At 60.6% G+C, this 12,590-nt stretch carries 12 protein-coding genes; 7 read left to right on the forward strand and 5 right to left on the reverse strand.

Features of this window, described 5'->3' with window-relative positions; all coding sequences use genetic code 11:
• Positions 1–46: 46 nt before the first annotated feature.
• Positions 47–838, reverse strand: a complete 792-nt coding sequence (locus BM017_RS20330; protein WP_092247714.1) for a crotonase/enoyl-CoA hydratase family protein — start codon at positions 836–838, stop codon at positions 47–49.
• Between the two features lie 423 nt (positions 839–1,261).
• On the opposite strand from BM017_RS20330, the gene BM017_RS20335 reads away from it, so the two are divergent.
• Positions 1,262–2,935, forward strand: a complete 1,674-nt coding sequence (locus BM017_RS20335) for a DEAD/DEAH box helicase (protein ID WP_058427958.1) — start codon at positions 1,262–1,264, stop codon at positions 2,933–2,935.
• Positions 2,936–3,009: 74 nt separating this feature from the next.
• Here BM017_RS20335 and BM017_RS20340 read toward each other — a convergent pair whose 3' ends face one another.
• Positions 3,010–3,777, reverse strand: coding sequence for a DODA-type extradiol aromatic ring-opening family dioxygenase (locus tag BM017_RS20340; RefSeq protein ID WP_092247717.1), 768 nt, complete (start codon positions 3,775–3,777; stop codon positions 3,010–3,012).
• 103 nt (positions 3,778–3,880) lie between these two features.
• Between BM017_RS20340 and BM017_RS20345 the strand changes: the two genes are divergently transcribed.
• Entirely contained in the window at positions 3,881–4,537 is a 657-nt protein-coding gene (locus BM017_RS20345; protein WP_092247720.1) for a thiopurine S-methyltransferase, read from the forward strand.
• A gap of 141 nt (positions 4,538–4,678) precedes the next feature.
• Here BM017_RS20345 and htpX read toward each other — a convergent pair whose 3' ends face one another.
• Entirely contained in the window at positions 4,679–5,566 is an 888-nt protein-coding gene (gene htpX, locus BM017_RS20350; protein ID WP_058427954.1) for a protease HtpX, read from the reverse strand.
• 303 nt (positions 5,567–5,869) lie between these two features.
• Positions 5,870–7,081, reverse strand: a complete 1,212-nt coding sequence (locus tag BM017_RS20355) for a pyridoxal phosphate-dependent aminotransferase (protein WP_016978462.1) — start codon at positions 7,079–7,081, stop codon at positions 5,870–5,872.
• Positions 7,082–7,283: 202 nt separating this feature from the next.
• Here BM017_RS20355 and msrB point away from each other — a divergent pair, with 202 nt between their 5' ends.
• From msrB to BM017_RS20370, 3 genes are all read left to right on the forward strand, one after another.
• Positions 7,284–7,676, forward strand: coding sequence for a peptide-methionine (R)-S-oxide reductase MsrB (gene msrB / locus BM017_RS20360; RefSeq protein WP_071488511.1), 393 nt, complete (start codon positions 7,284–7,286; stop codon positions 7,674–7,676).
• Positions 7,677–7,828: 152 nt separating this feature from the next.
• On the forward strand, positions 7,829–8,314 hold the full coding sequence (locus BM017_RS20365; protein ID WP_058427952.1) for a glutathione peroxidase: 486 nt from the start codon (positions 7,829–7,831) through the stop codon (positions 8,312–8,314).
• Complete coding sequence (locus BM017_RS20370; RefSeq protein WP_092247723.1) at positions 8,311–8,790, forward strand: MarR family winged helix-turn-helix transcriptional regulator; 480 nt, start codon at positions 8,311–8,313, stop codon at positions 8,788–8,790. Before BM017_RS20365 ends, BM017_RS20370 begins: the two co-directional genes overlap by 4 nt.
• Here BM017_RS20370 and BM017_RS20375 read toward each other — a convergent pair.
• Entirely contained in the window at positions 8,744–11,053 is a 2,310-nt protein-coding gene (locus tag BM017_RS20375) for a hybrid sensor histidine kinase/response regulator (protein ID WP_071488508.1), read from the reverse strand. The genes BM017_RS20370 and BM017_RS20375 overlap by 47 nt on opposite strands.
• Positions 11,054–11,216: 163 nt before the next feature.
• On the opposite strand from BM017_RS20375, the gene BM017_RS20380 reads away from it, so the two are divergent.
• Together BM017_RS20380 and BM017_RS20385 are read left to right on the forward strand one after the other, a co-directional pair.
• A complete protein-coding gene (locus BM017_RS20380; RefSeq protein WP_071488507.1) occupies positions 11,217–12,107 on the forward strand; it encodes an ATP-binding protein in 891 nt (296 codons plus the stop codon).
• Positions 12,104–12,586: a GAF domain-containing protein gene (locus tag BM017_RS20385; RefSeq protein WP_092247726.1), complete on the forward strand. Its 483-nt coding sequence runs from the start codon at positions 12,104–12,106 to the stop codon at positions 12,584–12,586. The genes BM017_RS20380 and BM017_RS20385 overlap by 4 nt, the downstream gene beginning before the upstream one ends.
• The last annotated feature ends 4 nt before the right edge of the window (positions 12,587–12,590 follow it).

Consider the following 12,590-nt stretch of genomic DNA (forward strand, 5'->3'; position numbering starts at 1 on the left):
CCTGTGGGAGCGGGCTTGCCCGCGAAGAGGCCATCACTGACGACGACTAAATACCTTTGAACACCCCTGGCCGCTTCTCCACCATCGCCAGCACCCCTTCGTTGGCATCCTCACTGTTGAGCAATTTGTCCACCATCGGCGGCAACGCCTCAGCCGCCACGGCTTCGCCTTCCATGCGCGCCAGCCGTGCCGACATCAACGTGGCCTGCACGCCCAGCGGTGCCTGGCGCGCAATGCGGTTGGCCAGTTCGACGGCGCGGGGCAGCAAGTCCTCGCTGGCCATCACTTCCTGCACCAGGCCCAGGCGCAGGGCTTCATGGGCATCGAATTCGTCGCCGGTGAGCAGCCAGCGCATCGCGTTGCCCCAGCCGGCGATCTGATGAAGGCGCAGTGTCGCGCCGCCGAACGGAAAGATCCCACGCTGCACTTCCATCTGCGCAAAGCGCGTGTTGCTCGCGCACAAGTTGATATCGGCGGCCAGCATCAATTCGATACCGATGGTCAGACAGTAGCCCTGGGCTGCGACGATCACCGGTTTGCTCACGCGCGGGCCGGCAAATACGCCCCACGGATCACAACCGCCCAGAGGCGGCTGCCAGCCACCGGCCATTACGCCGCTGACATTGGCCAGGTCCAGCCCGGCGGTAAAGTGGTCGCCATGGGCAAACACCACGGCCACCCGAGCGTCATCATTTCGATCAAATTCGCCATACGCCAGGCTCAGCTCATTGAGCAGGTCGAGGTCGAACGCGTTGCGTTTGGCCACCCGGTCCAGACCCAAAAGCAAGACATGACCCTGGAGTTCACGGCTGACGCGGCTGCTGCTGGCTTGATTCATCGGGTGTGCCCTCGGGCGCGGGGAAAGGTTTCGGACCAAAGGGCCGCAACGCTCAGGTGAACCGTTTAAGCGTTATGACCAGCAGGGCCGGGCCTCTGGAAAATAGACCCTGCCGGCGTTATCTGCAAAGACTGTGACATAGCGCGGTTTATCGGTACATGGCGATAAAAAAAGCTCCCTTTTTCAGCTATTTCCGGTATAGTGCGCGCCGGCCTTTAACCGGGCCGCGTTTAGGTAGCGCAATTCCCCGAAGTCAGCTTCGGCTGCACGTCCGCACAGCGGACTCTCCCTTGACGAATCTTTTTCATTCATTCGTTTTCGCAAATCCCCGCCGACAAAGCAGCCAGGGCGACTCTTGAGTCTCAACACGGCATGCGCAGCTTTGGAGCATGGGTCTTTGCGGATGCACTTAGAGGCAGACCCATGACCCAGGAAACCGGCGGCTTCGCCGCTTTTAATCTCAACCCGAATATTCTTGCAGCCGTCGCAGCGACCGGCTACGAAGAGCCTTCGGCGATTCAGCAGCAATCGATCCCGATCATCATGGCCGGCCAGGACATGATTGGCCAGGCGCAAACCGGTACCGGTAAAACCGCCGCGTTCGCCCTGCCTATCCTGCACTGCATCGATCCTGCCAAGCGCGAACCGCAAGCCCTGATCCTGGCGCCAACTCGTGAGTTGGCGCTGCAAGTAGCAACCGCTTTTGAAACCTACGCCAAGCAAATGCCAGGCGTAACCGTTGTGGCCGTTTACGGCGGCGCGCCTATGGGCCCGCAACTCAAGGCAATCCGCAATGGCGCACAGATCGTTGTCGCCACCCCGGGCCGCCTGTGCGACCACCTGCGTCGTGACGAGAAAGTCCTGTCGACCGTGAACCACCTGGTTCTGGACGAAGCTGACGAAATGTTGAAGCTGGGCTTCATGGATGACCTGGAAGTCATCTTCAAGGCACTGCCACCAACCCGTCAGACCGTACTGTTCTCGGCCACCCTGCCACAGTCGATCCGTGCCATTGCCGAACGCCACTTGCGCGATCCGCAACACGTGAAGATCCAGACCAAGACCCAGACCGTTACCGCGATCGAACAGGCTCACCTGTTGGTTCACGCTGACCAGAAGACCTCGGCTGTATTGAGCCTGCTGGAAGTCGAAGACTTCGACGCCCTGATCATGTTCGTGCGCACCAAGCAAGCGACCCTGGACCTGGCCAGTGCCCTGGAAGCCAAAGGCTACAAAGCCGCTGCGCTGAACGGTGACATCGCCCAGAACCAGCGTGAGCGCGTGATCGACTCCCTCAAGGATGGCCGCCTGGACATCGTTGTAGCGACCGACGTTGCTGCCCGTGGCCTCGACGTTCCACGTATCACCCACGTGTTCAACGTTGACATGCCGTACGACCCGGAGTCCTACGTGCACCGTATCGGCCGTACCGGCCGTGCCGGTCGCGAAGGTCGTGCACTGCTGCTGGTGACGCCGCGTGAGCGCCGCATGCTGCAAGTGATCGAGCGTGTGACCGGTCAGAAAGTCGCTGAAGTGCGCCTGCCGGATGCCCAGGCAGTCCTCGATGCCCGCATCAAGAAACTGACCAACAGCCTGGCGCCGCTGGTGGCTGACGCTGAATCGACCCACGGCGACCTGCTGGACCGCCTGACCGCCGACATCGGTTGCACCCCGCGTGCCCTGGCCGCAGCCCTGCTGCGCAAGGCAACCAACGGTCAGGCCCTGACCCTGGCGGCCATCGAGAAAGAACGTCCACTGGTGCCGAACAGCGCACCACGCGGTGATCGTCCGGAGCGTTCCGGCGACCGTCCAGACCGTGGTGATCGTGAGCGTCGCGCTCCGGTTCCATTGGCTGAAGGCCGTGCGCGTTGCCGTACCGCGCTGGGCGCGCGTGATGGCATCGCTGCCAAGAACCTGCTGGGCGCTATCCTCAATGAGGGTGGCCTGGCACGTGAAGCCATCGGTCGCATCCAGGTCCGTGACAGCTTCTCCCTGGTGGAACTGCCGGAAGACGGTCTGGAAAAACTGCTGACCAAGCTCAAAGACACTCGCGTTGCCGGTAAGCAGCTCAAACTGCGTCGCTACCGCGAAGATTGATCCGCCCTTGGGCTGATTGATCGCACAAAAAAAATCCCCGACTGGTTCGGGGATTTTTTTGCCTGAAATTTACTTTAGCCGAAGCGGTAGATGTCCATCCCCAGCGCGCCCATGGTGAATCCCTGGTGCGCCACGCTGAATTCGCCACCGGCGCCACGGGCGAAGTACAGGGGCAGCAAGTGTTCATCACTGGGGTGGCTACGCACGGCATTCGGTGCCTGGCGGCGATAGTCGTGCAGCGCGGTTTCATCGTTGGCTGCCAGCTTGTCCACCACCCAGTCCCGGAAATTCCGCGCCCATGGCTCGATGCTCTCCGGGCCTGCATGCCAGTCCAACTCGCCCAGGTTGTGGGTGATGCTGCCGGAGCCGATCAACAACACGCCTTGCTCACGCAGGCCCGCAAGAGCATGCCCGACGCGGGTCTGCAGGGCTGGGCCCATGCGGCTCGGCAAAGACACCTGCACCACCGGGATATCCGCCGCCGGGTACATCAGCGACAGCGGGACCCAGGTGCCATGGTCAAAGGGGCGACGGTCATCGATGCGCGCATTCAGGCCATCGGCGTGCAGCAGCTCGACAATCTTGCCGGCCAACTGCGGGTCGCCCGGGGCCGGGTATTGCACGGCAAACAGCTCGCGGGGAAAGCCGCCGAAGTCATGCCAGGTTTCCGGCGCGGCGCTGCCGCTGACCAGAAGTTCAGGGCTTTCCCAGTGCGCCGACACCACCACGATGGCCTTCGGTCGGGGCAGCTCGGCCGCTAGCTGTTGCAGCGCCGGGCCGCTGGCGCCGGGTTGCAGGGCGAGCATGGGCGACCCGTGGGAGATAAACAGGCTGGGCAACATAAGGAGGGTCCTGAGCATTAACATGGGCCCATCTTCAATCAGATCATTGATCTAAATCTAATATAAGTTTTAGTGCCTTTTGATCGAATTTTCGGGGTGATCTATGGAGCCTAAATTTTGGCAGGACCGCTGGGCAAGCAACCAGATCGGCTTTCACCAACCCAAGGTCAATCCGTATCTACAACGACATTGGCCGCAACTGGGCCTGGCCGAGGGCGCGCAGGTGTTGGTGCCCTTGTGTGGCAAAAGCCTGGACTTGATGTGGCTGGCCAGCCAGGGGCTGCGAGTATTGGGTGTGGAGCTGTCGGAGCAGGCGGTCGAGGCGTTTTTCGACGAACAGGGCCTTGTGCCTCGTATCGCGCAACGGGGCACCTTTGCGGTGTATCAGGCGGGCTTGATCGAGGTGTGGTGTGGCGACTTCTTCACCCTTGATGCTGAGGCGCTGGCCGATTGCGCTGCGCTTTATGACCGCGCCGCCCTCATCGCCTTGCCGCCGCTGATGCGTGTGCGGTATGCCGAGCATCTGAACAGTCTGTTGCGTCCAGGTTGCGAGGGGCTGTTGATCACCCTCGATTACGACCAGACGCAAAAAGCCGGACCACCGTTTGCAGTAACGGATGACGAGGTGAAGGTGTTGCTGGGTGCGCACTGGGCCTTGGAGGTGCTGGAAGAACAAGACATCCTGGGCGAGAGCTGGAAGTTCGTGCAGGACGGCGTCACGCGGCTGGATGAACGGGTGTATCAGTTGACCAGGCGCTGAATTTTCCATCGCTATCGGGGGCAAGCCCCCTCCCACATTTTGATCTGTGAAAACCTTTAAGTGTGGGAGGGGGCTTGCCCCCGATGAGGCCTTCAGACCTGCAAAAAAGGGCGATCAGATCGCCCTTTTTTGTGTTGCCTGTCAGCCCCGACGACGCAACGCGTCGATCCGCTCTTCCAGCGGCGGGTGGCTCATGAACAGGCGAGCCATGCCTTGCTTGATACCGCCGTTGATGCCGAAGGCGGTCAGGCTGTCCGGCATATGCACCGGCAGGCCTTGTTCGGAACGCAGGTGTTGCAGCGCTGCGATCATTGCCCCGGTACCGGCCAGGCGTGCACCGGCTTCGTCTGCACGGAACTCCCGTTTGCGCGAAAACCACATGGTGATTGCGCTGGCCAGGAAACCCAGCACCAGCTCGGCAAAGATGGTCGCCACGAAGTAGGCAATGCCGCGGCCGCCTTCGTTCTTGAAGATCACCTTGTCGACAAAGTTGCCGATGATCCGCGCGAAGAACATCACGAAGGTGTTCACCACGCCCTGGACCAGCGCCAGGGTGACCATGTCGCCATTGGCTACGTGGCCGATTTCGTGGGCCAGCACGGCTTTCACTTCGTCGTAGGAGAAGCGTTCCAGCATGCCCTGGCTGACTGCAACGAGTGCGTCGTTCTTGTTCCAGCCGGTGGCAAAGGCGTTGGCTTCATAGGCCGGGAAGATCCCGACTTCAGGCATCTTGATGCCGGCCTCGCGGGACAACTCCTCGACGGTCTGCAGCAACCATTGCTCATGCCGGGTACGTGGCTGGGTGATGACCTGGGTGCTGGTGCTCATCTTCGCCATCCACTTGGAGATGAACAGCGAGAACAGCGAGCCGGCGAAACCAAAGACCGCACAGAAAACCAGCAGCTGATTGAGGTTCAGGTCAACCCCGTTGGCCGCCATGAACCCGTTGAAGCCGAAAAGGCTCAAGGTGATGCTGGCAATCAGCACGACCGCAAGGTTAGTGGCCAAGAACAGCAGGATGCGCATCATGGTTGTAGAGTTCTCCTCATGCTTAATATGTCGCGTACTGCGGGGTATATAAGGTGCCGCATAGGGTGATTCAACCGAGCGACTATTTCAAACTGTGTCCTACAGCCGGAATGTAGAGGTTTGAAGGGAATTTCCGATGGGGAAAAGGTCGTTTGATCGGTTCATCGTTGCCTTGAAGCCCTTTGATTTAGGGGGCGAGTGGTTTTTGCGGCGTCGGTGAAATGGCAGGGCAGGGGAGAGGAAGAGAAGTGTTGCCAGATACTCGCCGTACGACCGATTGTCGGTCGTACGGCGCCGTTTCTCTTACTGGCGATAGGACTTGAGGAAGTTGCCGATACGACCGATGGCCATGTCCAGGTCATCCACGCGCGGCAACGTCACCACACGGAAGTGATCCGGCCACGGCCAGTTGAACGCGGTGCCTTGCACCACCAGCAGTTTTTCCGACAGCAACAGGTCGAGCACGAACTTTTCGTCGTTGAGGATCGGGCATACCTTTGGGTCGATCCGCGGGAATGCGTACAACGCCCCCATGGGTTTCACGCAGCTGACGCCCGGGATTGCATTGAGTAGCTCCCAGGTACGGTTGCGCTGCTCCAGCAGGCGGCCTTGGGGCAATACCAGATCATTGATGCTCTGGTAGCCGCCCAGGGCGGTCTGGATGGCGTGCTGGCTCGGCACGTTGGCACACAGGCGCATGTTGGCCAGCATGTCGATGCCTTCGATATAACTCTGGGCGTTGTGCTTGGGACCGGAGATGGCGATCCAGCCGGAACGGAAACCCGCCACGCGGTAAGACTTGGACAGGCCGTTGAAGGTCAGGCACAGCAGGTCTGGTGCCAGCGAGGCGGTGCACACGTGTACGGCGTCATCGTAGAGGATCTTGTCGTAGATCTCGTCGGAGAACACCACCAGGTTGTGCTGGCGTGCCAGTTCGAGCATGCCCAGCAGCACTTCCTTGGAATACACGGCGCCGGTCGGGTTGTTCGGGTTGATGATCACCAGGGCCTTGGTGTTCGGGGTGATCTTGGCCTTGATGTCGGCCAGGTCCGGGAACCAGTCGGCGCCTTCGTCACACAGGTAGTGCACCGGGTGGCCACCGGCCAGGGTCACGGCGGCGGTCCACAATGGGTAGTCCGGCGCCGGTACCAGTACTTCGTCGCCATTGTTGAGCAGGGCCTGCATGGACATCACGATCAGCTCGGACACGCCATTGCCCAGGTAGATGTCTTCGATGCCGACACCTTCGACCTGCTTCTGCTGGTAGTACTGCATCACGGCCTTGCGCGCACTGAACAGGCCTTTGGAGTCGCTGTAGCCCTGGGCGGTGGGCAGGTTGCGGATCACGTCCTGGAGGATTTCGTCCGGCGCTTCGAAACCAAAGGGCGCCGGGTTGCCAATGTTCAGCTTGAGGATGCGATGGCCTTCCTCTTCCAGGCGTTTGGCGTGCTTGAGCACTGGGCCGCGAATGTCGTAGCAGACGTTGGCGAGCTTGTTCGATTTGCTGACCTGCATGGCGATGTGATCCTGAAAATGAACGATCCAGACGGTGTGGGCACTACCGTACTGTGAATCCTGCGAAGGCCGCACCCATAAATACGTTTGAATGCCGGTAGCGCGGGTGCCAGACTGGCGTTTTGAAGAGGCGCAATCATACGTGCCGCCTGATCCATGGAAAAGACACAGATCAGGCTTTTTCAGTTGCCGAGGTGTACCGATGGAAAAGTTGGATAAAACGCTGGAGGAATGGCGGGAGATGCTCGACCCCGCGCAATATCAGGTCTGTCGACTGAAGGGCACTGAGCGCCCGTTCTCCGGCAAGTACAACGCCACCACCACGGATGGCGTGTACCACTGCATTTGCTGCAACGAACCGCTGTTCGATTCCAGCACCAAGTTCGATGCGGGCTGTGGCTGGCCTAGCTTCTACGAGCCGATTGCCGAGAGCGCGATGATCGAGATCCGCGACGTCAGCCACGGCATGATCCGCACCGAAGTCACCTGCGCCAAATGCGATGCGCACCTGGGGCACGTGTTCCCGGACGGCCCGCCGCCGACCGGCTTGCGTTACTGCATCAACTCGGTGTGCCTGGACCTCGTTCCGCGTTGAATTGAAACGGCGCGGCACCCTGCAGGAGCCCGGCAAGACGGGCTCCTGCAGGGGAGGGGTAATAGCGAGGTATCAATTTCGCCAATTAAATTGCACGCAATTTAATTGGCGACTATCTTTTTCCTTCTTTCCCCGCTATCCGAGGCACTGCCATGAGCAACAACCTGCTGAGTATTCCTTGCACCACCATCAAGGGTGAGCAAAAGACCTTGGCCGATTTCGCCGGCAAGGCCATCCTCGTGGTCAACACCGCCAGCAAGTGCGGCTTCACCCCGCAGTACAAAGGCCTGGAGCAACTCTGGCAGCAGTACAAGGACCAGGGTTTGGTGGTATTGGGTTTTCCTTGCAACCAGTTCGGCAAGCAAGAGCCCGGTAACGAAGGCGCGATTTCCGAATTCTGCGAGCTGAATTTTGGTGTCAGCTTCCCGCTGTTCAAAAAGATCGACGTGAATGGCAGCGACGCCCACCCTTTGTTCGTACAGCTGAAAAAGCAGGCACCGGGTCTGCTGGGTTCCAAGGGGATCAAGTGGAACTTCACCAAGTTCCTGATCGGTCGTGACGGCCAGGTGGTCAAGCGTTTTGCCCCGACCACCAAGCCCCAGGACCTCACCCAAGAGATCGAAGCCCTGCTCAAATGACTGTCTCCCTGGCGCTCGACCATCAACTGTGTTTCAAGCTCTACGCAGCTTCCCGGGCGGTGACCCGAGCCTACAAGCCGATGCTCGATCAACTGGGCCTGACCTACCCGCAGTACCTGGTGATGCTGGTGCTATGGGAGTGGCACGCCGCAACGCCGGCGCTACCCACGGTCAAGGCCTTGGGCGAGCGCCTGATGCTCGACTCTGGCACGCTCACGCCACTGCTCAAGCGCCTTGAGCAGCTTGGCTGGGTCAGGCGTCAACGCAGCGCCAGGGATGAGCGCGAAGTGCACCTGAGCCTGAGCGAAAGCGGTGTGCAATTGCGCGACCAGGCCCATGGCCTGAAAACCCGGCTGCTGTGCGACAGCGGCATCGACCTGAACCAGGCCGACACGTTGCGCGATGGCCTGGACCAGTTGCTCCGGCAGATCAAAGACTTGTCGCCTTCGGCACCCATAGATCCAGCAAGCCGCTGAGCTCCTCGCGGCGAAATGGCTTGGCCAGGTAGTCATTCATGCCTGCAGCCCGGCAACGCTCGCGTTCTTCCGACAGGGCGTTGGCGGTCAGTGCGACAATCGGCAGGTCCGGCCAGCGCCCGCTGCGACGGATCTGTCGGCTGGCCTCGTAACCATCCATCACTGGCATATTGCAGTCCATCAGCACCATGTCGAAGGGTTGTTCCTCAAGAAACCTGAGTGCTTCGCCACCGTGGGCGGCCACGATCACCTCACACCCCAGTTTGCTGAGCATGCCCTTGGCCACCAGTTGGTTGACCGGGTTGTCCTCCACCAGCAGGATGCGCGCCCGGTGCATCAGGGGCGCGGCGTCCATCTGGATCGGGTCGAGGATCAGTTGCGCTTCGCTGCGCAGGTTGCGTTGCAGGATCTGATACAGCGCGTTGCGGCTCAATGGGCGCGCCTGTTGCTGCAACGGCGCCAGTGCCGCGACTTCTTCGCTGGGCATGAAATTGCCATAGGCGGTCACCAGCAGGATCGGCGCGCTAATGGCGGGGCGCAGGCGGAACAGGCATTCGGGGCAGTCGGTGATCAGCAGGTCCGGGGCTTGTCCGCTCAAGTCATCGTCTTGCGTGTAGCAGTGCGGTGTCAGCCCCCAGTGGGGCAGCAGGGTGGTGAGCAGCTCTGTGAGGCCACTGCCGGCACTGGTAATGGCGATGACTTCCCCCTTGAGCGGTGTCGGTTGCACCGCAGGCAAATGGGTCGGCAATGGCAGGTCGGCGCAGAACTGGCTGCCGAAGCCCACCTCCGAGCTGATGCTCAAGCGGCCCTGCATCGCTTCACACAGGTTGTGCGTCAACGCCAGGCCCAGGCCCGTGCCGCCAAACTGGCGGGTGATGCCGGCGCCGGCCTGGGTGAAGGGTTGGAAGATCTTCACCTGAGCTTCCTGCGCAATGCCGATGCCGGTATCACACACCTCGATGCGTACCCGGCCCTCCTGCGCGCTGAGGCGAACATCCACACGGCCGAAGCGGGTGAATTTCAAGGCGTTGGACAGCAGGTTACTGACGATTTGCCGCACGCGGGTCGGGTCGCCCAAGACCTGGGCGGGAAACTGCGGGTCGATCAGGCAGGTCAGTTCGACGCTCGGCGCCGCGTTCTGCGACAACAGGTTGGCGGTGTCTTCCACCAGTGAGCCCAAATCGAACGGGATGCGCTCCAGCTCCAACTGGCCGGCGTCGAACTTGGAGAGGTCGAGGATATCGTTGAGCAGCTCCACCAGCACTTTGCCAGAGTCATGGGCAATGGACAGTTGCTGGCGTTGCTCGGCGTTGAGTGGGCTGTCCAGCGACAGCGCGATCATCCCCAGCAGGCCATTGAGCGGGGTGCGAATCTCATGGCTCATGTTGGCCAGGAAGGCCGCCCGCGCCTGGGCCATGCCCAGTGCATGCATCTTTGCGGCTTCCAGTTCGTCGTTGGACTGGCTCAGTCGCTGGTTGCTGGCCTTGAGCTCCAGGGTGCGGGCAGAGACGATATCTTCCAGTTGCCCCAGGTATTCGGTCAGCCGATCTTCAGCGTGACGGCGTTGCTGGATCTCTGTCTCCATGTTTTCGAACTGCTGGTTGGCGACGTTCACCAGCACGCCGATTTCGTCGTGCTCGTGGCCCGGTGGGCAGTCCAGGCGGGCCTGCCGGCGATTGCTCAGCTCGCGGATAATGCGCACCAGAGGCTGGGTCAACATCACGTAGAACAAGCCCAGCAGGATGCCGGTCAGCAACAGGCTGCGGGCGAAGCCGTTGAGTAGCGTGATCTCGGCACGGCGCAGAAAGCGGCTGCCAAAGGCGTAGGTATCCACATCCAGGCGCAGCACGCCAAGGGATTCGTTGGGCATGTGGCTGAGGAACAGGCGGTCCTCAAACTGACGGTTGGCACCGAACAGGAAGTCGCTGATAGGGCGGTAGGTGCTTTCTTTGCGCGGTCGGTCGACATCGGCCAGCACCACGCCGTTGTTGTCGATCAACTGGGCGTGAACGATGGCGGGGGAGTGCAAAAGGCCCAGGGTCAGTTCCTGGGCCAGTTCGGCGTCGATGTTGTAGGCGATGCGTGACGCGGGGTTGTGGCTGATTTCGATCAGCGAGCGAATTTCACGGTTGATGGATGCGTCTTCGCTGGCATAATCAATACCGATCTGGATCAGGCTGAGCAAGGTTCCCAAGACGAAACCGACCAGCACAGTCAATCTGGCTTGTTTATAAGACAAGCGGTGGGCGAACTTGATATCCATCGAGTGTTGAACCACTTCACGTTTCCCTTCGCCCGGCAAGCATAGCTGAACATCCACAAGCTCTGGCTTACCCGGCATGAATCGTTTTTTACGCAGCCTCGTGCGGTCTGCCGCAGGGTTGCCAATACGCCATCTTTTGCAAGAACTTGCCAGAGGAATAATCGTGGACTCTCGATTGAATGCCTTTCTTGAACGGGCTGAAACCGTGCTCGCCCGCCTGGAGCCATTGTTGCCCGCGCCGCGCCAGGCCATCGATTGGAACCAGTGCCTGGCGGCGCGCTGGCAGCGCGAAGGCCGCAGTGGTTTCCTGTTGCCGCTGGACGTGAGCCTGGACATGCGCCTGTCCGACCTGATTGGCGTGGACAAGCAACGTGAAACACTGGCGCGCAATACCCAGCAATTTATCGATGGCCTGCCCGCCAACCATGCACTGCTGTGGGGTTCGCGCGGCACGGGTAAATCGTCCATGGTGCGCGCGTTGCTGGCCCAGCACGCCAAGGCGGGCCTGCGCCTGATCGAAATCGAGCGTGATCATCTCGCTGATCTGCCGCGTGTGGTCGAGCAACTGATCAAGTTGCCGCAGCGCTTTATCCTGTTCTGTGATGACCTGTCGTTCGAGGCCGGCGAAGGCGATTACCGCGTGCTGAAAAGCGTGCTGGACGGCTCCCTCGAACAGGCTCCGGAAAACGTACTGCTGTACGCGACTTCCAACCGCCGTCACCTGGTCCCGGAGAACCAAAGCGACAATGACAACTGGAAACGCGTGGATGGCGAGCTGCACCCCAGCGAAGCGGTGGAAGACAAAATTGCCTTGTCCGACCGTTTTGGCCTGTGGCTGTCGTTCTATCCGTTTACCCAGGAGCATTTCCTGGATGTGGTGGAGCACTGGATCGGCGAGCTGGCGAGCAAGGCTGGTTTGCAATGGCAGCGCGATGAAGCCCTCGACATCCTCGCCGTGCGCTGGGCGACCGGACGCGGTAACCGCAACGGCCGTTGCGCGTACCAATTTGCCCGTTACTGGGTAGGCCTTAAATTGTTGGAGCTTCAACCATGATCAATCTACACAGCGCTGGCACCGACCTGGATGGCTATCCGATGCTCTGCGCGCAACTGGAGTCGCTGCTGGCCGATGAGCGCGACTTCATCGCCAACAGTGCGCAGTTTTCTGCGTTTCTGTTCAATCAGCTGGGCGACTTGAACTGGGCCGGCTTCTATCTCAACCGCAACGAAGAACTGGTGCTCGGACCGTTCCAGGGCCAGATCGCCTGTGTGCGCATTCCCTTCGGTCGCGGGGTCTGCGGGGCGGCGGCCGTAACGCGGCAAACCCAGCGGGTGGAGGATGTGCATGCGTTTCCCGGGCACATTGCCTGCGACAGCGCATCGAACAGTGAGCTGGTGGTGCCTTTGGTCAAGGACGGCAAGCTGGTTGGCGTTCTTGACCTCGACAGCCCGTCGCTTGCACGCTTTACGCTCCAGGACCAGGCGGGCATTGAACAGCTGGCGGCGATTTTCCTGCGTCTGACCGACTGCTGATCAC

The sequence above is a fragment of the Pseudomonas sp. NFPP04 genome (assembly GCF_900113815.1).
GTDB classification, from domain to species: domain Bacteria; phylum Pseudomonadota; class Gammaproteobacteria; order Pseudomonadales; family Pseudomonadaceae; genus Aquipseudomonas; species Aquipseudomonas extremorientalis.